Source organism: Ensifer sp. GW821-FHT05G01 (assembly GCF_059419585.1).
Map to the genome: position 1 here is coordinate 773,951 of NZ_JBWKSC010000001.1, position 21,620 is coordinate 795,570.

General features: G+C 62.4%; 21 protein-coding genes and 1 tRNA gene. 12 read left to right on the forward strand and 10 right to left on the reverse strand.

All coding sequences use genetic code 11. The annotated features are described in order from the left end of the window. Window positions 1-479: 479 nt before the first annotated feature. Window positions 480-719 (reverse strand): hypothetical protein, encoded by a 240-nt coding sequence (locus AC07UR_RS03770; protein WP_494699959.1) that lies wholly within the window; start codon window positions 717-719, stop codon window positions 480-482. Window positions 720-835: 116 nt separating this feature from the next. On the opposite strand from AC07UR_RS03770, the gene AC07UR_RS03775 reads away from it, so the two are divergent. After that, window positions 836-1,132, forward strand: a complete 297-nt coding sequence (locus AC07UR_RS03775) for a hypothetical protein (RefSeq protein ID WP_494699958.1) — start codon at window positions 836-838, stop codon at window positions 1,130-1,132. After that, complete coding sequence (locus AC07UR_RS03780; RefSeq protein ID WP_494699957.1) at window positions 1,129-1,578, forward strand: twin-arginine translocation signal domain-containing protein; 450 nt, start codon at window positions 1,129-1,131, stop codon at window positions 1,576-1,578. Before AC07UR_RS03775 ends, AC07UR_RS03780 begins: the two co-directional genes overlap by 4 nt. A gap of 172 nt (window positions 1,579-1,750) precedes the next feature. On the opposite strand, the gene AC07UR_RS03785 is transcribed toward AC07UR_RS03780, so the two are convergent. After that, window positions 1,751-1,824: transfer RNA gene (locus AC07UR_RS03785), tRNA-Gln, on the reverse strand. Between the two features lie 328 nt (window positions 1,825-2,152). On the opposite strand from AC07UR_RS03785, the gene AC07UR_RS03790 reads away from it, so the two are divergent. The 3 genes from AC07UR_RS03790 to AC07UR_RS03800 all read left to right on the forward strand — a co-directional run bounded on the left by AC07UR_RS03790 (window position 2,153) and on the right by AC07UR_RS03800 (window position 4,937). Continuing rightward, the gene (locus AC07UR_RS03790; protein WP_209788494.1) at window positions 2,153-3,700 is read left to right on the forward strand and encodes a Ppx/GppA phosphatase family protein; all 1,548 of its coding nucleotides are present in this window, start codon (window positions 2,153-2,155) and stop codon (window positions 3,698-3,700) included. A 112-nt stretch (window positions 3,701-3,812) separates the two neighbouring features. Beyond that, window positions 3,813-4,550 (forward strand): RlmE family RNA methyltransferase, encoded by a 738-nt coding sequence (locus AC07UR_RS03795; protein WP_173419101.1) that lies wholly within the window; start codon window positions 3,813-3,815, stop codon window positions 4,548-4,550. Between the two features lie 3 nt (window positions 4,551-4,553). Beyond that, the gene (locus AC07UR_RS03800; protein ID WP_115420889.1) at window positions 4,554-4,937 is read left to right on the forward strand and encodes a VOC family protein; all 384 of its coding nucleotides are present in this window, start codon (window positions 4,554-4,556) and stop codon (window positions 4,935-4,937) included. A gap of 24 nt (window positions 4,938-4,961) precedes the next feature. On the opposite strand, the gene AC07UR_RS03805 is transcribed toward AC07UR_RS03800, so the two are convergent. After that, entirely contained in the window at window positions 4,962-6,371 is a 1,410-nt protein-coding gene (locus AC07UR_RS03805) for a DHA2 family efflux MFS transporter permease subunit (RefSeq protein WP_209787373.1), read from the reverse strand. Between the two features lie 180 nt (window positions 6,372-6,551). Between AC07UR_RS03805 and AC07UR_RS03810 the strand changes: the two genes are divergently transcribed. The 5 genes from AC07UR_RS03810 to AC07UR_RS03830 all read left to right on the forward strand — a co-directional run bounded on the left by AC07UR_RS03810 (window position 6,552) and on the right by AC07UR_RS03830 (window position 12,025). Then, complete coding sequence (locus tag AC07UR_RS03810) at window positions 6,552-7,544, forward strand: MBL fold metallo-hydrolase (protein ID WP_209787370.1); 993 nt, start codon at window positions 6,552-6,554, stop codon at window positions 7,542-7,544. Window positions 7,545-7,737: 193 nt separating this feature from the next. Then, window positions 7,738-9,240 carry an IMP dehydrogenase gene (gene guaB, locus AC07UR_RS03815; RefSeq protein WP_173419105.1) on the forward strand — a complete coding sequence of 501 codons (1,503 nt, stop codon included), beginning with the start codon at window positions 7,738-7,740 and terminating at the stop codon, window positions 9,238-9,240. Window positions 9,241-9,347: 107 nt separating this feature from the next. Beyond that, a complete protein-coding gene (locus AC07UR_RS03820) occupies window positions 9,348-9,764 on the forward strand; it encodes an MAPEG family protein (protein WP_173419106.1) in 417 nt (138 codons plus the stop codon). A 216-nt stretch (window positions 9,765-9,980) separates the two neighbouring features. Next, complete coding sequence (gene adhP, locus AC07UR_RS03825; RefSeq protein ID WP_077504248.1) at window positions 9,981-11,009, forward strand: alcohol dehydrogenase AdhP; 1,029 nt, start codon at window positions 9,981-9,983, stop codon at window positions 11,007-11,009. Window positions 11,010-11,149: 140 nt separating this feature from the next. Further along, window positions 11,150-12,025: a dienelactone hydrolase family protein gene (locus tag AC07UR_RS03830; RefSeq protein WP_209787368.1), complete on the forward strand. Its 876-nt coding sequence runs from the start codon at window positions 11,150-11,152 to the stop codon at window positions 12,023-12,025. 126 nt (window positions 12,026-12,151) lie between these two features. On the opposite strand, the gene AC07UR_RS03835 is transcribed toward AC07UR_RS03830, so the two are convergent. Next, window positions 12,152-13,102 (reverse strand): LysR substrate-binding domain-containing protein, encoded by a 951-nt coding sequence (locus AC07UR_RS03835; RefSeq protein WP_025426032.1) that lies wholly within the window; start codon window positions 13,100-13,102, stop codon window positions 12,152-12,154. Window positions 13,103-13,310: 208 nt separating this feature from the next. On the opposite strand from AC07UR_RS03835, the gene AC07UR_RS03840 reads away from it, so the two are divergent. Further along, complete coding sequence (locus AC07UR_RS03840; protein WP_209787365.1) at window positions 13,311-13,607, forward strand: YjiS-like domain-containing protein; 297 nt, start codon at window positions 13,311-13,313, stop codon at window positions 13,605-13,607. Between the two features lie 243 nt (window positions 13,608-13,850). Here the strand turns inward: AC07UR_RS03840 and AC07UR_RS03845 are convergent, their stop codons facing one another. The 6 genes from AC07UR_RS03845 to AC07UR_RS03870 form a co-directional block, all read right to left on the reverse strand. Then, a complete protein-coding gene (locus tag AC07UR_RS03845; RefSeq protein ID WP_209787363.1) occupies window positions 13,851-14,681 on the reverse strand; it encodes a DUF937 domain-containing protein in 831 nt (276 codons plus the stop codon). 92 nt (window positions 14,682-14,773) lie between these two features. Then, window positions 14,774-16,147, reverse strand: coding sequence for a glutamate--cysteine ligase (locus AC07UR_RS03850; RefSeq protein ID WP_209787361.1), 1,374 nt, complete (start codon window positions 16,145-16,147; stop codon window positions 14,774-14,776). A gap of 145 nt (window positions 16,148-16,292) precedes the next feature. Beyond that, window positions 16,293-17,030, reverse strand: a complete 738-nt coding sequence (locus AC07UR_RS03855; RefSeq protein WP_209787359.1) for a 16S rRNA (uracil(1498)-N(3))-methyltransferase — start codon at window positions 17,028-17,030, stop codon at window positions 16,293-16,295. A 10-nt stretch (window positions 17,031-17,040) separates the two neighbouring features. Continuing rightward, window positions 17,041-18,546 carry an inorganic phosphate transporter gene (locus AC07UR_RS03860; protein WP_173419112.1) on the reverse strand — a complete coding sequence of 502 codons (1,506 nt, stop codon included), beginning with the start codon at window positions 18,544-18,546 and terminating at the stop codon, window positions 17,041-17,043. Between the two features lie 114 nt (window positions 18,547-18,660). After that, window positions 18,661-19,167 (reverse strand): NUDIX hydrolase, encoded by a 507-nt coding sequence (locus AC07UR_RS03865; RefSeq protein ID WP_173419113.1) that lies wholly within the window; start codon window positions 19,165-19,167, stop codon window positions 18,661-18,663. 204 nt (window positions 19,168-19,371) lie between these two features. Further along, window positions 19,372-20,160 carry a FadR/GntR family transcriptional regulator gene (locus AC07UR_RS03870; RefSeq protein WP_327795805.1) on the reverse strand — a complete coding sequence of 263 codons (789 nt, stop codon included), beginning with the start codon at window positions 20,158-20,160 and terminating at the stop codon, window positions 19,372-19,374. Window positions 20,161-20,344: 184 nt separating this feature from the next. Between AC07UR_RS03870 and AC07UR_RS03875 the strand changes: the two genes are divergently transcribed. Further along, the gene (locus AC07UR_RS03875; RefSeq protein WP_209787349.1) at window positions 20,345-21,619 is read left to right on the forward strand and encodes a DUF3422 family protein; all 1,275 of its coding nucleotides are present in this window, start codon (window positions 20,345-20,347) and stop codon (window positions 21,617-21,619) included. Window position 21,620: the final 1 nt, after the last annotated feature.

The following is a 21,620-nucleotide window of genomic DNA, read 5'->3' on the forward strand; positions in this document are numbered from 1 at the left end:
GAATGTCTCCCCGTTTTAACATGTTCCGCACGTGCCTTTCTGAGCAGCCCCATCGATCGGCTAGCCCCTGCGGAGTGAAGGCATTTGGGCGGTCGACATCCGAATGGCTCCCTGGCCGCGTTCGCTTTTGCTTCCGTTTTGCAAGAATCTCCCGGAGAGCTTCTTGAGCAGAGATCTGGCTCGACTTAGGAGGCTCGGGTGCCGGCGAGGAGAACTTACACCGGTCGATCATGCTCCTAATGGCATTGCGCGTTACGAAGTCCTTGTTCGCAATCCGCACAATTTCCAGGTTGCCTTTCCGGGCTTCAGTGCGGAGGGCCGATTTTGTCAGTGCGCCGTGGAAGAAAACGCTTGCGGCCTGGGCGAGGGGGATAGGGTCATCATCGCCTATTGCGTCGCTCATGGCCCGATCCTCATGCATCGCGTGCTTTTGCGACCTTCACAGTCAGCGACGTGTTGTGCTCATGTCAAGCACCTGTCTATTCGCTCTTGCGAAGCCGTACTCCCGGCTGCCCATGATTAAGAAACTCGATTCCGAAATTTTCCAGAGCGCGCTGCACAGCCTGAACATTCTGAGCGCGTCCGCTGATCGGCGATGCTCCCGAGGCTTCCATCGCCCGGATTGTATTGACGTGAACGTTGGCCGCAGTGGCGACCTCGGTCTGCTCCACGCCCGCCAGCGCCCGCGCGGCCTTAAGTTGGTTCCCAGTTGTCAGCATTCCCGATCTCCTAATATCGAAAACATGTACCACACACAGGTTTACGTTGACAGCATACGAATTAACATATAGTTACCATACACAGTTAATAGTAGCTCAGATACAGGGAGACTTCGATGCCGACGATGAAACCGGCTGCCGGCGAAGCTATGACCAGCAGAAAGCGGGTAGACAGATTGCTTGCCTATCGCGATCTGGAAAATGAAATCTGCTCGATCGACCACATGTCGGAAATCCTATCCGACATGCTCGAACGCAGCTTGAAGCCGACGAGGGAGGTTGAGGGTATGCCGGCCATTCTCATCACCAAGTCGGAACTCAGCACTCTCAGCTTTGCGTGGAATGACGTTGCCATGCGCGCGACCAAGCTCCGCGATGCTTTCTACGCGATCGAGCAGGAGAACATCCAATGAACCGGAGAGGCTTTCTGAAAGGGGCTCTAGTTGCTGCCACTACCCCGGCCGTGGCTGCTGCCGCCACTCCATTCATCCAGGTCGACACTGTAGCCCCGGAGCTAACGCCACAGGAACAGCTTGAGGCAGCTGTCGCCGCGATGGAGGCTGCCATGGTCGCCGTACATGGCGAGGGCGTCCGGATCATCCGTAACGAAAACCACATCGTCAGCTTTCTTGAGCCGGAAAAGCCGCGGATCGTGCCGTTTCAAGGCGACGGGGATTATGAGATCCGTCTCTCGGATAGACACCGTCCTATTCACAACGTCGCGCGCTTTGGCGCCTTCGATCACGTTAAGGAAGGGCGGTGTTTTCGGCTAAGGCCCACCCACTCATCCAAGAAGAAGGACATCTACTACATGTTCGAGCGTGAACTTGAGCGCGCTTTGATCCGCAAGATTCGGTAGGAGCACGAAGAAAGGGGCGCAACATGTTGCATTTCATGTCGCGTGGAGTTGCCGGCGTCTCTGGGAAACCGTTGTGAATCAACGGAATCCCGTTGCAACATGCGCGACATGACAAAGGCGGCAACGAAATCGATTTCGCACGCTAAGTACTTGATTTTGCCGTGAAAGTGGTTGGCTGGGGAACCTGGATTCGAACCAGGACTAACGGAGTCAGAGTCCGTGGGTCTACCGTTAACCTATTCCCCAAAGCCGCCGTCGGGGCGAAGCCCGTCGGTGTGGTTGGCGGGCTTATAAACAAATCAGCGGCCGATGCAAATACCTTTTGCAAAAAAATCGTGCATGAAGCGAAGATCGTCTCGCGGTGGTGAAGGGAACGGGACGGCTTGGCGCTGAACTTGCCTTGTTTGCGAGGGGATAGGCCGGACCGGCCGCTCGTCCGAATTGTTGTGCACAAGCCGTTTCTCAAAAAAAGTTTGGCGAATGGGGGCGGCGCTGGTACAGTCGCCCCAACGAAAAATCGAGAAAGCGCCTTGAGCGGCTGATAAAGCTTTGCGCGGCGCGATGGTTGAGACAAGTGAAAGACCCCGATCACGGCGAAAAGCCGTCCGAATCCGGGGCGTCGGCAGCAGGCCGTAGCGATGGACACAAGATGGTTCCGCGCAACGGCAAGGGCAAGCGGAAACGGCGCAAGTCGTCTGCTTCGCCGTCTGCAATTGCCAGCCAACCCGGCGGTGCCGGCATGGCAGGGCGTCCCGCAGGACCAGACGATGCGGAACCGGCGCGCAAGCGCAAACGGCGTCGTCGTTCGAAATCCGCAAAACAGCAGGCTCAGGCTGCACCCGCATCTGCGGGTAGCCGCGATGTGCAGCTTGTCGACCCGGCCATGGGCGACAGGAAAGGGCACAAGCGCAACAAGAAGGCGCGGCATCGTCGTGGCATTCAGGGGCGGCCACTCACCTCGGGCGAGCGGCAGCAGGCGCAGTCGCGCCCCAATGACGGGGCGGCCGTATCCAGGCCCGCGGCGCCTCAGCCTGGCGGACAAGCGCCGTCGCGTTCCGACCAGCCTCGCGCACCCTTCGTTGCCGCCAGCGAGCCGCCGGCGCCGCTTTATGCGGCACTGGATCTCGGCACCAACAATTGCCGTCTGCTGATTGCGCAGCCGACTCGTCCCGGCCAGTTCCGGGTGGTCGACGCCTTCTCGCGCATCGTCAGGCTGGGTGAGGGACTGGGCGCCAGCGGCCGGTTGTCCGACGACGCGATGGACCGCGCCGTCGAGGCGCTGAAGGTCTGCGCCACCAAGCTGGGCGGGCGTCTCATTCGGCGCAGCCGGTTGATCGCAACCGAGGCCGCGCGTGCGGCCGAAAACGGCGAGAGCTTCCTTGAGCGCGTCGCCAAGGAAACGGGGCTCGAGCTGGAGATCATCAACCGCGAGACGGAGGCGCGGCTTGCCGTGTCCGGCTGCTCGTCGCTGGTTGATCGCGAGACGCGCTCCGTCGTGCTCTTCGACATCGGCGGCGGATCCTCGGAGATCGCCGTTATCCGCATTGGCGACAACAGATCCAACCGCCTCGCCAACCACATCACCCACTGGACCTCGCTGCCGGTCGGCGTCGTGACCCTTTCCGAGCGCCACGGCGGCCAGCATGTGACGCCCGCAAGCTTCGAAGCCATGGTGCAGGAAGTGGAGGGCATGCTGTCGCGTTTCGACAGCCCGCCGGTCGAGGCGCTCGCAACGGGCATTGCCGGCAGCGGCTTCCACCTGATCGGCACCTCGGGCACGGTGACGACGCTTGCCGGCGTTCACCTGGATCTGCCGCGCTATGACCGCCGTCGCGTCGACGGGCTCTGGCTGTCCGACGACGAGGTCTCCGCCATGCAGGCGCGGCTTCTGTCCTGGGATTTTGATGCGCGGGCGGCAAATCCCTGCATCGGCCCCGATCGCGCCGATCTGGTGCTGGCCGGTTGCGCGATCCTCGAAGCGATCCGCCGCCGCTGGCCCTCGACACGCATGCGCGTTGCCGACCGCGGGCTGCGGGAAGGCTTGCTCACCGACATGATGGCCGACGATGGCGCCTGGCGACGCTCGCGGCCGCGCAGGCATCAGCGCAGCTCGACCACATAATTCCTTCAATCGGAAATCGATTTAGGCAATTGTGCGATAACATCTGCAGATACGGCAGGCCCGGCGCGTCCGAAGCGATGCGCGGCCGTCGCCGCCACGAAGGATAAAACATATGACGAAACCTCCTGTTGGCGGCAACCGCAGCGGCCGAAAGCTTGGCCAGAAGGTCAAGAAGGGCAAGCTCAAGGCGTCGTCCCGTCGCTGGATCGAGCGCCACATCAACGATCCCTATGTCCAGCGCGCCCAGCTCGAAGGCTACCGGGCCCGCGCCGCCTTCAAGCTTCTGGAGATCGACGAGAAGCACAAGATCCTCAATGGTGCCCGCCGCATCATCGACTTGGGGGCCGCCCCCGGCAGCTGGTCGCAGATCGCCGCCAAGGTGACCAATTCGACGGATGGCGACCCGCGTGTTGCAGCGATCGACTTCCTGGAGATGGATCCGCTGCCTGGCGTGCGCATCCTGCAGATGGATTTCCTTGACCCTCAGGCGCCTGAAAAGCTGATGGAAGCGATCGGCGGCACGCCGGACCTGGTCATCTCCGACATGGCGGCGCCGACGACGGGGCACCGCCAGACGGACCATTTCCGCACCATGCATCTGTGCGAAGTGGCGGCGCATTTCGCCGTCGACGTTCTCGCCGAAGGTGGGCATTTCCTGGCAAAAACCTTCCAGGGAGGCACCGAGCGCGACCTGCTCAACATGCTCAAGCAGAACTTCCGCCAGGTCATTCACATCAAGCCGGCGTCTTCGCGCGCCGAATCGGTGGAGATGTTCCTGCTTGCCAAGGGCTTCAAGGGACGCCGTGCGACCGACGCGGATGAGCCCGCAGAAGACGAGGCGGCGGACTGAGCCATGCTGCTTTACGTGACGGTCGGCACCAACGATCTCGACGGCGCGGGCGCGTTTTACGACCCGGTTCTGGCGACGTTGGGGTACCGCCGTCAGCGGCAGGACGAGACCGAAATCGGCTATGGCGCCGACGGCGACATCAGGTGCCGGTTCTGGGTGGTGACACCGTTCAATGGTAAGCCGGCAACCTTCGGCAACGGCGTAACGATCGCGCTTGTGGCCGAAACGCGCGCGGCGGTCGATGCTTTCCACGCGGCAGCCCTTGCCCAAGGTGGCATCGACGAGGGAGCGCCGGGCCTGCGTCCATTCCACGCCCATTTCTACGGCGCCTGGGTGCGCGATCTCGACGGCAACAAGCTGTCGGCGGTCTGCGAGCGGCCGGAATAGCCCTTAGGTCAACCCGCCCCGATATTATTTTCCTGCCGACGTTTCGATCTCGCGCACGGGCAGCCTGTGTCCGGAGACCGAGGCGCCGGCATTCTTCGCCATCGTCAGGAAAGGTATTGCCGCCAGAAGGTTGGCGATCGCAATGATCATGAACGCTGTGTGGAAGTTGTCGAGCTGCAGCGGTTGGCCGCTTACCGTTGTCTCGATTTCGAGGATTGCGCCGGCAACGGCAACCCCAAGCGCCAGACTGATCTGTTGCAACACGGCGCTCATCGACGTTGCCTTGCTGGCGTCGGCGTCGTCGATATCGGCAAAGGACAGCGCATTGACGCTGGTGAAGAAGAACGAGCGGGCAAAACCGGCGATCAGGAGGATCGTGATCATCACAAGATAGGGCGTTGCCGGTGTGAAGAAGCCGTTGGCGAAGGTGGTGACTGCAGCAATGATGGCCGCGATGATCAGCGTCGTGCGGAAGCCGGCAAAGGCGAGCACCCGGCGCGCGTAGAACTTGGTGGTGATCGCACCGACCGCGCCGATGAAGGTGATCATGCCGGACTGGAACGGGTTGAGGCCGAAGCCGACCTGCAACATTAGCGGCATCAGGAAGGGCACGGCGCCGACGGAGATGCGGAACACCGTGCCGCCGATCTGGGCGGCGCGAAAGGCGCTGTCGTGAAACAGCTTGAGGTCGAGGATCGGGTGCGGATGGCGCCTGGCATGGGCGATGTAGAGGAGCGTGGCAATCACGCCCGTGATCACCGAACCGATGCCGATGATCGGCGGCAGTGCTGGCAGGCTGATGACCGACAGGCCGAAGACGACGCCTGACGCCGCCACGCCGCCGAGCAGGAAGCCGACAATGTCGACCGGCGGCGGATTGCGTGGTTCCATGTGGGGCAGGTAGATGCCGGAGAGGATATAGCCGGCGATGCCGACGGGCACGTTGATTAGGAAGATCCAGTGCCAGGAGAAGTAGGTGGTGATGAAGCCGCCGAGCGGCGGGCCGGCAAGCGGCCCGACCAGCGCCGGGATCGTCAGGAGCGCCATCGCCGAGACGAGCTCGCTGCGCGGCGCGCTGCGCACCAGCACCAGGCGGGCGACCGGCGTCATCATCGCGCCGCCCATGCCCTGCAGGAACCGCGACAGCACGAAGGCGAGCAGGCTGTTGGAGATGGCGCAGAGGATCGAGCCGGCGATGAAGACAAGGATAGCCGCGCGAAAAATCTTCTTGGCGCCGAAGCGATCGGCCATCCAGCCGCTCAAGGGAATGAAGATCGCCAGCGACACCATGTAGGCGGTCAGCGCCAGCTTGAGAGTGATCGGCCCGACGCCGATGTCGCGGGCAATGGCCGGCAGCGACGTGGAAATGACGGTGGAATCCATCTGCTCCATGAAGAGCGCGACGGCAAGGATCATCGGGACGATACGGTTCATGCGAATGTGCCTTGGGCGTGGGCGGCGTCAGCTTGGGCTCCAAGCTAGCGCTTCCGATGGCTTTGTCGGGACCAAACCGACGATTGCAGATCAAAAGCCTGTGATCCCGCCTGTCCATTGCTGTCAAGACGCTACTTCTCGCCCGGTGATAGCAAGAGGCAGTGATCGCGGGAGAAAATGATGACGAGTGACATGAAGATGAAGCGCCGCACCTTGATGACGGCGGGAACAATGGGTGTATTGGCGGCACCCTCATTCATGACCGGGTTTGCCACGGCCCAGGAAAAGACGGACAGTCAGAACATGCAACCAGCCCATCCGCCCATCCGGGCGCTCAAACTCGGCGCTTTCAAGGTCGTGGTCATCTGCGATGGCACACGCACCTCTGCCAAACCGCACGAGACCTATGGCACCAACCAGTCGGAACAGGCGGTATCCGAGCTGCTGGCGCTGAACTTTCTACCGACCGACGCGCTGGTCAACAGCTATTCACCAGTCCTTGTCGATACCGGGACAGAGGTGATCCTGTTCGACACCGGCTTGGGCGAAGCCGGGCGCGAAGCGGGATCCGGCCGTCTCATCGATGGTATCCGCGCTGCCGGCTACACGCCCGAGGGCGTCTCCGTCGTTGTCCTCACCCATATGCACGGCGATCATATCGGTGGTCTGATGGAAGGCGGAAAGCCGGCCTTTGCCAATGCCCGCTATGTCATCGGTGAAGCGGAATTTGCCTTCTGGAAGGATCCGGCCCGGGTCGGCACGCCGGCAGAAGGTGGCCACAAGGGCGTGCTGGAAAAAGTGGTGCCGCTCGCCGAAAAGGCGACGTTCATCGGCGACGGGGCGCAGGTCGCTCCGGGCATTTCGGCGATCGCCGCCTTCGGTCATTCGCCCGGCCATATGGTTTTTCGTCTGGAATCGGACGGTAAGGCGATGATGCTGACAGCCGATACCGCCAACCACTATGTCCTGTCTCTGCAGCGACCGGACTGGGAGGTCCGTTTCGACATGGACAAGGCGGCAGCTGCCGCCTCGCGCCGCAAGGTTTTCGGCATGATCGCGAGCGAAAGGTTGCCTTTCATCGGCTATCACATGCCATTCCCCGCCGTCGGCTTCGTGGAAGCGCAGGACCAGGGTTATCGGTTCGTGCCGGCAAGCTATCAGCTCGATATCTGAGCATTTGACAGCCAAAATGTTGCTCCGCAACAACAATAGGGGAAGCCCGGGACATTTCCCGGGCTTTGCTATTTTCATCCTGACATATCCGTGTTACGAGCCCTCGCCAACTTCCAAGACAAGCTTTGAAGTCACCCGGTGGGCAAATCGCAGCCCGTTTCCCGGGGATTTTCGTTATTGAAGGGAATTGGCCATGGCGCGTATCATCGAAACGGCAACCGGTCTGGAGGCTCTGACCTTCGACGACGTTCTGCTCCAGCCCGGGCATTCCGAAGTCATGCCGGGACAGACGAATATCTCGACCCGCATCGCGCAGGATATCGACCTCAACCTCCCGATCCTTTCCTCGGCCATGGACACCGTGACCGAAGGCCGCCTGGCGATCGCCATGGCGCAGGCCGGCGGCATCGGCGTCATCCACCGCAACCTGACACCGGTCGAACAGGCCGAAGAGGTTCGTCAGGTCAAGAAGTTCGAAAGCGGCATGGTGGTCAACCCGGTGACGATCGGGCCCGATGGCACGCTGGCAGATGCGCTCGGCCTGATGAAGATCCATGGCATTTCCGGCATTCCGGTCGTCGAGAACGGCGGCAACGGTGGCCAGAAGCAGGGCCGCCTCGTCGGTATCCTCACCAACCGCGACGTTCGCTTCGCGTCTGATCCGAACCAGAAGATCTACGAGTTGATGACGCGTGAAAACCTGATCACCGTCAAGGAAAGCGTCGACCAGCAGGAAGCCAAGCGCCTCTTGCACATGCACCGCATCGAGAAGCTGCTGGTCGTCGACGGCGATGGCCGCTGCGTCGGCCTCATCACCGTCAAGGATATCGAAAAGTCACAGCTGAACCCGAATGCCTCCAAGGATGCGCAGGGTCGTCTTCGCGCCGCCGCCGCCATCTCCGTCGGCGATGATGGCTTCGAGCGCGCCGAACGTCTGATCGATGCCGGCGTCGACCTCATCGTCGTCGATACCGCCCACGGCCATTCGCAGCGCGTTCTCGACGCGGTCACCCGCGTCAAGACGCTGTCGAACTCGGTTCGCATCATGGCCGGCAACGTCGCCACCGCTGATGGCACCAAGGCGTTGATCGACGCCGGTGCTGACGCGGTCAAGGTCGGCATCGGCCCGGGCTCGATCTGCACCACGCGCATTGTCGCCGGTGTCGGCGTCCCGCAGCTGGCCGCGATCATGGCAGCCGTCGAAGCCGCTCAGGCCTCGGACATTCCGGTAATTGCCGATGGCGGCATCAAGTTCTCCGGCGACCTCGCCAAGGCGATCGCTGCCGGCGCTTCGGCCGTCATGGTCGGCTCGCTGCTCGCCGGCACTGACGAAAGCCCGGGCGAAGTGTTCCTCTACCAGGGCCGCTCGTTCAAGGCCTATCGCGGCATGGGCTCCGTCGGTGCAATGGCGCGCGGCTCGGCCGACCGCTATTTCCAGGCCGAAGTCCGCGACACGCTGAAGCTCGTTCCCGAAGGCATCGAAGGCCAGGTTCCGTACAAGGGCCCGGTCTCCGGCGTCCTGCATCAGCTCGCCGGCGGCCTGAAGGCGTCGATGGGCTATGTCGGCGGCGCGACGATCAAGGACTACCAGGAGCGCGCAACCTTCGTGCGCATCTCCGGTGCCGGCCTGCGCGAAAGCCACGCCCATGACGTCACCATCACGCGCGAAAGCCCGAACTATCCGGGGTCGCACTAAGCATCTTCTCGGGCGCGCCTTCCGGCGCCCCCGTTCCTTCCTGATACGAGGCGCCGCCCGGCGCCCCTGTCTTTCCTGAGTGGATTGTTTCGAGTGGAGTAAGAGCGATGACGGGCTTCGAGATCTTCTGGCCGATGGTGGCGCATGTGCTGCTCGTTTTCGTCCTCTACGCCCTCCTGTCGTTCCGTCGCGTCGGCCTGGTGCGGGCGGGCAAGGTGCAGGTCTCGCAGTTTCGTGAGAACCGGGACGAGCCGGGCGAGAGCCTGGTCGTTCGCAACAGCATCGCCAACCAGTTCGAACTGCCGGTGTTGTTCCACGTCTGCTGCGTGCTCCTCTACATCACCGAGGCGGATAACATCGTCTCGCTGGTCCTCGCCTGGCTGTTCATTGCCTCGCGCTATCTGCATGCCTTCGTTCACGTGACCAGCAACCGCATCCGCTACCGTCGACCACTGTTCATGGCGGGCGTTGCGACGCTCGGAGGCATGTGGATCTGGCTTTCCGTCTGGATGGCGAACAGCTGACCGCTGCCTATGCCTTAGGGCCTGCGGTGTTATCGAGCGCGTGCCGATCAGGGGTTTCTGACGCAAATCTGCGACACTTTCCAAGGTGATCTTCGCGCCTTGATGCGTATCAATTGCTCGTCACTACTTTGCGGATAGTCTGGCTGTTGTTAGCGTAGCTCCGTCGTCGGCGCCCTCGTGCCCATCGACGTCGAACAGACAGCATCGGAGATCGAGATGACCGCAACGATGAAAGCCGCCGTGGTGCGCGAATTCCGCAAGCCGCTCGTGATCGAGGAAATGCCGATACCGGAGCCGGGCCCCGGCCAGGTGCTGATCAAGTTTCAGGCGACCGGCGTCTGCCACACCGACCTGCATGCGGTGAACGGCGACTGGCCGGTCAAACCCAACCCGCCGTTCATCCCGGGCCATGAAGGCGTCGGTTATGTCGCCAAGCTCGGTGCCGGCGTCAAGCGGCTGAAGGAGGGCGACCGTGTCGGCGTGCCGTGGCTGCACACCGCCTGTGGCGGCTGCACCCCCTGCCGCACCGGCTGGGAAACGCTCTGCGGCAGCCAGCAGAACACCGGCTACTCCGTCAACGGCACCTTTGCCGAGTATGGTCTCGCCGATCCTGATTACGTCGGACGCCTGCCGGACAAGCTCGAATTCGGCCCGGCAGCCCCCATCCTGTGTGCCGGCGTCACGGTCTACAAAGGCTTGAAGGAAACCGAGGTACGCCCCGGCGAATGGGCCCTGATCTCCGGCATCGGTGGCCTCGGCCACATGGCGGTTCAATATGCCAAGGCCATGGGCATGCATGTCGCCGCCGTCGATATCTTCCCCGACAAGCTGGCGCTGGCGAGAAAGCTTGGCGCCGATCTCGTCGTCGATGCCCGCGACAAGGACGCCGTCGAGCAGGTTCAGAAGGCGACCGGAGGGGTGCATGGCGCCCTGGTGACGGCGGTGGCCCCGAAGGCGATGGAGCAGGCCTTCAACATGCTGCGCTCCAAGGGAACGATGGCGCTGGTCGGCCTGCCGCCGGGCCAGATGTGCGTGCCGATCTTCGATACGGTGCTGAAGCGCATCACCATCCGCGGCTCTATTGTCGGCACCCGGCAGGATCTCGAGGAATCGCTAGAATTTGCCGGCGAGGGCAAGGTCGCCTCCCATTTCACCTGGGACAAGATCGAGAACATCAACGCCATCTTCCAGCGCATGGAGGAAGGCAAGATCGACGGCCGCATCGTGCTGGATCTCAACAGCTGAGCCTTAGGTAGCCAAGCGCGACCATGGCCGCGCATGAGTGGTAACGCAAGTTTGTATATCCGGAGCCGCCCGCTGACCTATTCTGGTGCGGGCGGTTGTCCGTTGGGCTGCCGCGGAGGAAGAAACCGAAGGAGGCCGTCATGAACAAACCTGTCATCACGCAGGCAATGATCGACGCTTACGACGAATATACACACCTCAGTCTTGATCGCCGCCGGTTCATGGAAACGCTGACGGGGCTTGCCGGCTCGGCCGCGGCCGCCGCCACCATCGCACCACTTCTTGCCGCCAGCAGCGCCAAGGCCGAGATAATCGCCGATACTGACAATCGCATCGTCGGCGAGGACATTTCCTATCCCGGTGCTGACGGTGACATGAAGGGTTATCTGGTCCGTCCGGCGAACATGACGGGCAAGCTGCCCGCCGTCATCGTCATCCACGAGAACCGCGGGCTCAATCCGCATATTCGCGATGTCGCCCGCCGGATGGCACTTGAAGGTTTCATCGCGCTCGCACCTGATTTCCTGTCGCCATCGGGCGGCACGCCTGTTGACGAAGACAAGGCACGCGAGATGATCGGCGCCCTCGATGCCGGCGAAACCAACGCGGATGCCGTGGCAACCGTCGCGTTTCTCGAACAGCACGCGCAGTCGACCGGCAAGGTCGGCGCCATCGGCTTCTGTTGGGGCGGCGGGCTGGTCAATCGGCTTGCGGTCAATTCACCGGATCTCAAGGCTGGCGTCGCCTACTACGGTGCCCAGGCCAAGGCCGAGGACGTGCCGAAGATCAAGGCAGCGCTTCTGCTGCATTACGCGGGCCTCGACGAGCGCATCAATGCGGGTATCGACGCCTATCGCAAGGCCCTGACGGACAATGGCAAGGACGCGACGATCTATGTCTATGACGGCGTCAACCATGCCTTCAACAACGATACGTCGGCCGCCCGCTACGACAAGGCTGCAGCCGACCTCGCCTGGAGCCGCACCGTGGAGTTCCTGAAGGCGAAGCTCGCCTGAGCGGCGCGATCGAGCAGTCGGTTCGGGCCGACCGGGCAGGGATGATAATCCTCCTGCCGCCCGGACTCCGCGTTGCAACAAAAAGGCCGCGCGCCCTGGGATGCGATGTCGTGTGCGCCGAAGTGCCTACCAGCCCGGAAGCATATGGCTCTGCCGCAGGCGCGGATAGCGCGGAAAGCCCTTGATGTCGCCATCGATGTCATCGTTGACGGTGATCGGCGTGATGTTGTCGAGGCAGGCGGTGATGTGGTTGGTGATCGCGTTCGACAGCGACGGCGAAAGGCCCGGGCGCTTCATGATGCCGATCTGTACCGGCGCAAGCGCCGGAAAGCCATCAGCGAGCGTCAGCACCTTCATGCCTGGACGGAGGGCCGATTCCGGCAGGACCGAAACCGCCATGCCGGCGAGCACGGCCGCGGCGACCACGGTCGACGACCAGCTGGTAAACAGGATCTGGTATTCCTTGCCGGTCGCGTCGAGTGCCGCACAGGCCGCCTGCCGCCACTGGCAGTCGCGTCGCCCGACCGCAAGCGGGATCGGCGCGTTTTCCGGTAGCGGATGGTTGATCGAGCTCACCCAACAGAGCGGTTCGGTGCGCACCACGTCAGACGCGCGGGCGCGCGGATTGTGCGTGACCAGCGCGATGTCGAGATCGCCCTTGGCCATCTTTTCCGCAAGGTCCACCGACGGTTCGCAGATGATGTAGAGCTCGACGTTCGGATGGGTTTTGGCAAACCGCACGATGATCTCGGGCATGTAGCGGTCGGCATAGTCATCCGGCGTGCCGATGCGTAGCGTGCCTTCCAGGCGATTGTCGTCGAAGGAGGCCATCGCCTCGTTGTTGAGGCGGATCATCCGGCGGGCGAAATTGAGCAGCCGGTCGCCCTCCACGGTCAGCCGGTTGCCGCGGCCGTCCTTCATGAACAACGGTTTGCCGATGCGCTCCTCCAGGCGCCGCATCTGCATGGATACGGCCGACTGTGTCTTGAAAACCCGGTCGGCGGCCTTGGTGAAGCTGCCCGTGTCGGCGATCGCGACAAAGGTTTGCAGCTGATCAATGTCAAGCGGTGCGGACATGGCCGTGATACATCCATAAGATTGTTTGATGAATATCATTAAAAACATTCGTTGGACTGATCAATAAGGATTTGCGATCTATCAGGGGCAAATTTCATTGATCCCGGCCGGCAGCAAGTGCCGGTTCACCCCAAGTTCCCTGGCCCACCCCTGCGCATGACCTCGCGCAGGGGACGGGTTTCTTCGTGCCTGAAAAAGGAGTCCCGTCATGCGCACGACCGACCACGTCCTCGATCTCGACCTCGTTGCAGGAAAGCAGTCCCATGCTTCCCGCGCCGCTGGCGTTGTCGGCGTGATGACGGCTGCATGGCGCATGTTCAGGAACCGATGCGAAATCGCGCGTCTGAATGAACTGGATGACCGTCATCTGCTCGATATGGGGTTACGACGCGAAGATGTCCGCGAGGCGATCACCTCGCCCTTCTTCGACAATCCCGCCAGCTATCTGACGCGCGCGTCGCGAAACCGCGTGAGCCTCTTCTACAAGGGGATCCGTCACGACTGATTTCCCCATGGCGCATCCCGCCGCTTGAGATGCGCCAATCGAGCATGATCCGCGCAAGCTGCCGCCAACGCGGATCATGCTCCGAGTTTCGAAAGTTTCGGTGCTGCCGCTTCTATCGCGCGCCAAACGTTCCCCGCAGGGTAGAGCCAATAGACCCTGCCGCTTGGCCCGGTACATGAACCAAGACATGTACCGGGCCTTTTTCTTGTCCGCGCAGTTTGAATGTGTGGGGAGTGCCTGGGCTCAGGCCTTGTTGCCGTTGCCCGACTTGTAGCTGTCGAACAGCGCCTCGATGTTCTTCTGATATTCCTTCTGCATCTCCAGTCCGCTGTCGAACATGCTGTTCATCATCTGCGAGAACTGGGCGGCGGCAGGGTTCTCCGCAGCCGGCTTGGCTGTCGCGCCTGCCCCTGGTGGCTGCATCATGTCCTGGAATGCCTTCAGGAAGGGATTATCGGCAAAGAAGTCGGGCGCCTTGGCAGTCTCTTCCTTCTTGCCGGCGCCGAAGAAGCCCTGCATTGCCTGGGTAAAGGGATTGTCGAAGGGGTTGGCCTGCGGCTCCGGCTTCCTGGCAAGACCGGACGCCTCCATCCACTGTTGCATCATCGTCGCCATCGGGTTGTTGGCAAAGGCAGCATTCGCCCCGGCAAACTGGCCGGTTGCCTGCTTGAACAGACCGCCCATCAGCGTATCGGCCATGGCTGGCAGCATCTGCTTGTAGATCTCCTGGCTGATGCCGGTGACCTGGGCCGCCTGGGCTGCGATCGCGCGCGACATTTCCTTGGAGCCGAAGAGCTGCCCGAGAATGCCGTTGCCGTCGGCCATGCCTTGCGGCGTGAACGCCTGGCTGACGTCCTCGAAATATTTGGCATAGTTGCCGCTGGACATGGCCGTCAGCAGGGCGCCGAAATCGTAAGGGTTGGTCGTGTTGCGCTTGAAGGCGGCGGAAAAGGCCGGCAGCAGTGCAGCCGTGGCCTTGGCCATCTGCTCCTGGGCAAGCCCGAATTGCCGGGCCATCAGCTCCGTGGCCTGTCCGTTCTGTGCCTGCGTGAACATGTCAAAAAGCGGTGCCATCCCCGGTTCCCTTCGGCCAAACGACGTATGTCGTTGCACTATAACGGGAAATGTGACGTGGGAAACCGCTTTTTGATCCCAGACTTACGGTCTCAGTACTGGTACTCGGCAAAGACCGGATCGACCGAGCCGTTCCAGCGGCCGTTGTAGAGCGACAGCAGATCCTCGGCGAGCGTCGCCTTCTTGGCGAGCACTTCGTCAAGCGGTGCCAGGAACTGGCTTTCGTCGATGCCGTCGCCGTTCAGCCGGTTGCGCCGCTTCAGGCCTCCACGCGAGATGAATACCGCTTCACGGGCGATATCGTAGAGGTTGCCGGTGCGGAATTTGGTGTTGAGTGCCTGGGCGGGGACCGCGTCACGCAAGGCGCCGACCTCCTCGAAGGTCCAGTCGCGCGTCAGTTCTTCTGCGGCCGAGAGTGCTTCGCCGTCGTAGAGCAGGCCGACCCAGAAGGCCGGCAACGCGCAGATCCGGCGCCAGGGGCCGCCATCGGCGCCACGCATTTCCAGGAAGCGCTTGAGGCGGACATCCGGGAAGAGCGTCGAGAGATGGTTGGTCCAATCGCCCATGTTCGGCTGCCAGTCGGCAATCTCGCCCTTGAGCGCCCCGTTCATGAACTGACGGAAGGTGACATGGGTGCAGTCGTGATAGTGACCGTCACGAACGACGAAATACATCGGCACGTCGAGCGCCCACTCGACATAGTCGATGAACCCGAAGTCTGGCCTGAAGGCTGCCGGAAGCAGGCCGGAGCGCTGGTTGTCGGTGTCGCGCCAGATGTCGCCGCGCCAGGACAGAAGCCCGTTCGGCTTGCCGTCGGTGAAGGGCGAGCTTGCAAACAAGGCGGTCGCCAGCGGCTGCAGCTTCAGCGACACCTGCATCTTGCGGCGCATGTCCTCTTCCGAGGAGAAGTCGAGGTTCACCTGGATCGTGCAGGTGCGGTACATCATGTCCAGACCCTGGGTACCGACCTTGGGCATGTAGCGGCTCATGATGCCGTAGCGCGATTTCGGCATCTGCGGCGTTTCGTCAAGCGTCCATTTCGGGCTGCCGCCGATACCGAGGAAGCGAATGCCGAGCGGCTCGGCCACTTCACGCAGGACGGCCAGATGCTGGTTCGATTCCTTGCAGGTCTGGTGCAGGTTTTCGAGCGGCGCACCGGAAAGTTCGAACTGGCCGCCCGGCTCCAGCGAGATCGCGCCATTGCCCGAATGTTCGGCAAGGCCGATGATGTTGCCCTCGTCGACGATCGGTTCCCAGCCGCTCTTTGCAGCCATGCCGTCGAGCAGCGCCTGGATGCTGGCATCGCCGAAATAGGGCACAGGGCTGTTGTCCGCCTTAAAGAAGGCGAATTTTTCATGCTCCGTTCCGATCCGGAACCGTTCCTCCGGTTTCGAGCCCGCCGCGAGGTAAGCGGTCAGGTCAGCGACAGAGGTTACCGGCGTCTGGTCGGTGGTATCTCGGGCCATGAGCGTCTTCTTTTGCTTGAGCGGTTCCGCCGGAAGGCGGAAGTGGATGGTGGCTGCTTGAACCGTAATCAGGTGCGGTGCAAGTCAATTTCTTTCAAGATCTATTCAAAAAAAGTATGTGCCGTGCTTGCTTGCAGGCGACCGGTCAATGCCAATCACCGACCGTTGCCTGTATGACGGCCATCGCCGCAACCGCTGCGGTATCGGCCCTGAGAATGCGGGGCCCGAGTGGGATGGCGGTGACGAAATCGAGGCTGCGCAGCTGGGTTCGCTCGCTGTCGGAAAAGCCGCCTTCAGGCCCGATCAGCAATGCCAGCTTCCTATCCTTGATGCCGGTGAGGATCGGCAGTGGGTTCTGGCTGTCGCTGCCTTCGTCGCAGAAAATGATGCGACGATCCGCAGGCCACCCCTGCAGCAGGTCTTCAAGCCGCCGCGGCTCTTCCACGGTGGGAATGCCGAGCACGCCGCATTGTTCTGCGGCTTCGACGACATTGGCGCGTACCCGATCGAGATTGCCGATCTTGCCCTGGACATGTTGCGTCATCACCGGCTGCAACACGCCGGCGCCCATTTCCACGGCCTTCTGCACGAGATAGTCGAGGCGGCCGACCTTGAGCGGCGCGAAGAGATAGACGAGATCGCAAGGGGCCGGCTGCGGCCGGGTCTGCTCGACGGCGGTCAGGATCAGGCGTTTCTTGGAGGCAAGCGAAAGCTCGGCCCGCCACTCGCCGTCACGGCCGTTGAAGACGAGAATGGAGGCACCGTCCTCGTAGCGCAGCACGTTGATCAGATAATTGAACTGTTCCTTGGTCGCCTCGTGTGTCGAGCCGGTCAGAAGGGGGTGCTCAACGAAAAGACGCTGCATGCGAAAATTGGCGCGCATGGGAATACCTTCACATGAAAATGGCGGAAAGAACGAGATAGACGACGGCCGAAAGGGCGGCAGAGGCGGGAACGGTAATCACCCAAGCGGCAATGATCGTCAGGAAATGCGAACGACGGACAAGACGGCGGCGGCGGACCTCGGCAAAGTTGGTCTCGGTCTGCTCCATGAAGTCTGCGTGTCCGGTCTTCTGGCGGACATATTCGAGCCGCCGTTTCGAGTGGCGGGTATACCATTCGCGGAAGAAGCCGACGCCGAAGACGGCGCCGACCGCCGTGTGGGTCGAGCTGATCGGCAAACCCAAGGCAGACGCGAGCAACACGGTGACCGCGGTTGCGAGCGCAACGCAGAAGGCGCGCATCGGGTTGAGGCGGGTAATTTCCTGGCCGACGACGCGGATCAGGCGCGGGCCGTAGAGCAGCAGGCCGATGGAAATGCCGATGGCGCCGATCGCCAGTTCCCAAAGCGGCGTCGGCGATGTCTGCGTGGTGATGACGCCATCAAGCGCGGAGACGATCGCTGCGAGCGGGCCGATGGCGTTGGAGACGTCGTTGGCGCCATGAGCGAAGGAGAGCAGCGCGGCCGACAGGATCAGCGGCGCACGAAACAGCTTGCGCAGCGACTGGTTGCGATTGTCCAGCCCCTCCGATTGGCGGCGGATCCAGGGCTTGCTGAGGAAGTAGGTGGCTATGCCGACGGCAACACCGAGGCCGAAGCCTGATGTCAACGAGATTGCGGCAACCTGAACCAGCGCGATCACGGCGAGATAGGTGGTGAAACTCCCGGCCGTCACGCCCAGAAGCACCGGCATCCAGCGTCGGGCCGATGCGATCTTGTCCTCGCGGTAGATGATGAATTCCTTGAGAAAGGCAAGGAAGGCGGCGGCGATGACGCCGCCGAGGATGGGAGAAATCGACCAGCTCGCGGTAATGCCGGCCAGCGGCCACCATTGCACGCTGGAGACGCCGGCAGCGGCGATGCCTGCGCCGACGATGCCGCCGATGATGGAATGTGTGGTCGACACCGGCGCGCCGGAATAGGTGGCGATGTTGATCCAGACGGCCGATGAGGCAAGCGCCGCCATCATCACCCAGACGATCGTCTCAGGGCCGAGAATATGCTCGCCGTAAATAATACCCGCCTCGACGGTCAGGGTTACCTGCCGGCCGGCCAGCATGGCGCCGGCGATTTCGAAGACGGCGGCGATCGTCAGCGCCGTCACCATCGACATTGCCTTGGCGCCGACCGCCGCGCCGACGTTGTTGGTCACGTCGTTGGCGCCGATGTTCATGGCCATGTAGCCGGCGATCGCTGCGGCGGCGATGATGATCGGCGCGGTTGCCGAGTTCGTCACGAAGCTTGCGGCAAAGGCCATGCTGAGCAGCAGGAACAGGAAGGCGAGGCCAGGTGCGGCCAGACCACGCATCACTTGCTGCGACGCCTCCTCGGCAAGGCTGAACTTGTCGAGGTCCTTGTCGAGCGTCTGCTTTTCAAGGCGCATGCGCGGCTTTGCCAATGGTGATCTCCTTTGTCACAGTGGCCACTACTGCCACTGTGGGACGCATTCAAGCGGAATTGATGTTGGTCTGCAAAGCTGTGCAAAAGGCAGCGGCAAGATCGCCCGCTGGGGCTAGCCGCTGACGACCTTCGGGGCGGGCGAGGGCGGCGTCGCCATTCGGCTGCCAAAGGCCAGGATGAGATCCTTCAGCGTCGGCTCGGCGACGCGGCTCGCGGCTTCCTGGTAGGCGACCCATTCCAGTTTCCGCGTGCCTTCCTCGGGGAAGTGCTTGCAGAGGTCGTCGACCTCCAGGGCATGCACCTGGACCTTGACCGAGATCTTCAGGCCGTGATCCATGCGCTTCTTGTAGAGGTAGTGGCCGGCTGCAGCCTTCTGCACCCGACCCTTCACGCCAGCCTCTTCGTAGGCTTCACGTTCGGCCACTTCATGGGCGCGCTTGCCTCGCATCGGCCAGCCCTTGGGAATGACCCAGCGGCCGGTGTCGCGGCTGGTGATCAGCAGAATCTCGAGCGCCTTGGACTTCTTGCGAACCCGGTAACAGAGCGCCGCATATTGCATGCGCGCCGGTCGACGCAGCATAAGCTGCACATCGGATGCGAGCCGGTTCAGGAAGTTCAAGGTCGTTTGCTCTCCTCTTAGCGAATCAGTGTTCCCTGGGTTTACCGGCCAGTATGCCAGCGCAGCGTTGCGTGTAAATGTCGCGCCGCATCGGCTGGCGGATATGCGGCCAGCATCGCTGCAAACTGTGGTCCCTATGCGACAGAACATGGTGCTTCCGCGCCGGCCTTGCCAGCAGGGTGGCAACCGGGCGCTGGCCAGGCTTCAGCTCGCCTGGTCGCGTTGCTGCAGCCGCAGCCTTGCAATGCGTGCCCATTCGCCGGTGCGCTCCGCCTCGCGGGTGGAAGCGGCGACGAAATCGATATGGCTTTGGGCGGCGGCCTTGGCGGCTTTCGGGTCGCCTGCCATGATCGCGTCGTAGATCGCTTCGTGCTGCGAAAGCAGCCGGTCGCGCGCGCCGGGTGCATCGAAGACCGAATTGCGGTGAAAGAAGATCCCCTGCGTCAACAGCCGATAGCAGGCGCGCAGCGTGTGCATCAGGATGATGTTGTGGGCGCTTTCGCCAATTGCCTGATGCAGCTCGACGTCTGAGGCCAGTTCGTCGTTGAAATCGCCATCGCGATGGGCGGTTCGCATGCGCTCGATGATGCGCGTGAGGATGTCGCGATCGAAATCCGTGGCGCGGGTCGCTGCCAGTTCCGCAGTCAGGCCTTCCAGTTCGCGGCGATATTCCAGATAGTCCTGCGTCGCCTTGTGGTGGCGGCCGATCAGCTCGATCAGCGGCTTGGAAAAGACTTCGCCGACGACATCGGCAATGAAGGTGCCGCCGCCGTGGCGGCTCTCGACCAGTCCACGCGTCTCCAGTTCCTTCAATGCTTCGCGCAGAATCGGCCGCGATACGTCGAAGCGCTTCGACAGTTCCCGTTCGCCTGGCAGCCGGTCGCCGTCGCGCAGGATGCCTTCGAGGATGAGAAGCTCGATCTGCTGGACCACCTCGTCCGCAGTGCGGCTGTGGCTGATGCGGGCATAGAGGTCGATCTGGTCTTCGGTCACGCTTGGGTCTCCCATGCGCCGCAATCTAGGCATCGGCAGTCAACTGGTCAATTTCCTTGTCCACTTCGCGGCCCTCACTCGCTGCGTCTGACAAAAGTCAAACTGCGGCAATGCGTCCTTTTGCTTTTGCTCATTCGGTTGATAAGAAAGTGATGATGAACGCGTGAGGGGGACAAAGCGCTTCATGGCTAAGGGAAGTTTTGCATTTCCGGTTGCGCCGATGCGAGCGCAGGCACTGGGCGAGGTCCATTCGCGGCCTTATGCCCTGGTGGCGACGCCGCGCGTGATCTTTCAGCTCGCCTTTATGACCGAGGGCGGCTCGATCGTCGATCATGCGGTTCTGTCGGAACTGTCGCGTTCGCGCGGTATCGCCCCGCCCGGACGCGATGCCAACCACCACGCCATGGCCTGGGGGCAGGGAACGCTGCGCTGGGAGCGGCATACGGAATTTTCCACCTATTTCTGGGACGGCCCGGCGCCGGACCGGTTTGGCGGCGAGGTGGCGATCCACCCGTTCGGCGATGGCTTTTCGCCCCCCGGTTCGCTCATCTCGGGCATTCGCCTCGAGATCCGCGCGGATTCGCCGGAGACCCGCGAAGCGATCAAGGCCTTCGACCCGACCAGCCTCTGTTACAGCGAGACGAAAAACGGCCAGGCGATCCTCGTCACCGATTTTCGCCAGAACGGCGACGGCCTGACACAGATCCTGGTGATCGACCGCGGCATGACCGAGGCCGGCACCGGCGCGCTGATCCAGCGTCTGCTCGATATCGAAACCTATCGCACGCTGGCGATGGTCGGCCTGCCGCTGGCGCAGTCGCTGTCACCGGAAATCCGCCGCACCGAAGACGGCCTGACGGCGATCACCCAGTGCATGAAGGAGAACGTCCGCGAAGAGGCGGACGACATGCTCGCGGAGATCACGAGGCTTGCAGCCGATCTGGAAGCAGGGGCGGCCCTCAGCCTCTATCGCTTTGGCGCAAGCCGTGCCTATTACGGCATCGTCCAGGAACGCATCCGGACGTTGGCCGAGACGGCCGTTCCCGGTTACGAGACCATCGGCACCTTTCTAGAACGCCGGCTGGCGCCGGCCATGCGCACCTGCCAGTCGGTCGAAGAGCGCCAGGCGAACCTGTCGCGCAAGCTCGCCCGCGCCACAGCCCTTTTGCGCAGCTGGGTCGATGTCGAACTGGAACGGCAGAACAGCGCGCTCTTGAACTCGATGGATCGTCGGGCAAAGTTGCAGCTGCGGCTGCAGCAGACCGTCGAGGGCCTGTCGGTCGCCGCCATTTCCTATTATGTCGTCGGGCTGTTCGGCTATCTCGCCAAGGCCGTCAGCCACGAGCTGCCGATCGATCCCGGCCTTTTGACCGGTCTTGCGGTGCCCTTCGCGGTGGCTGGCGTCTGGCTCATCGTTCGCCGTATCCGCCACCATCACGGCGACGGTGAGCACAAGTAGC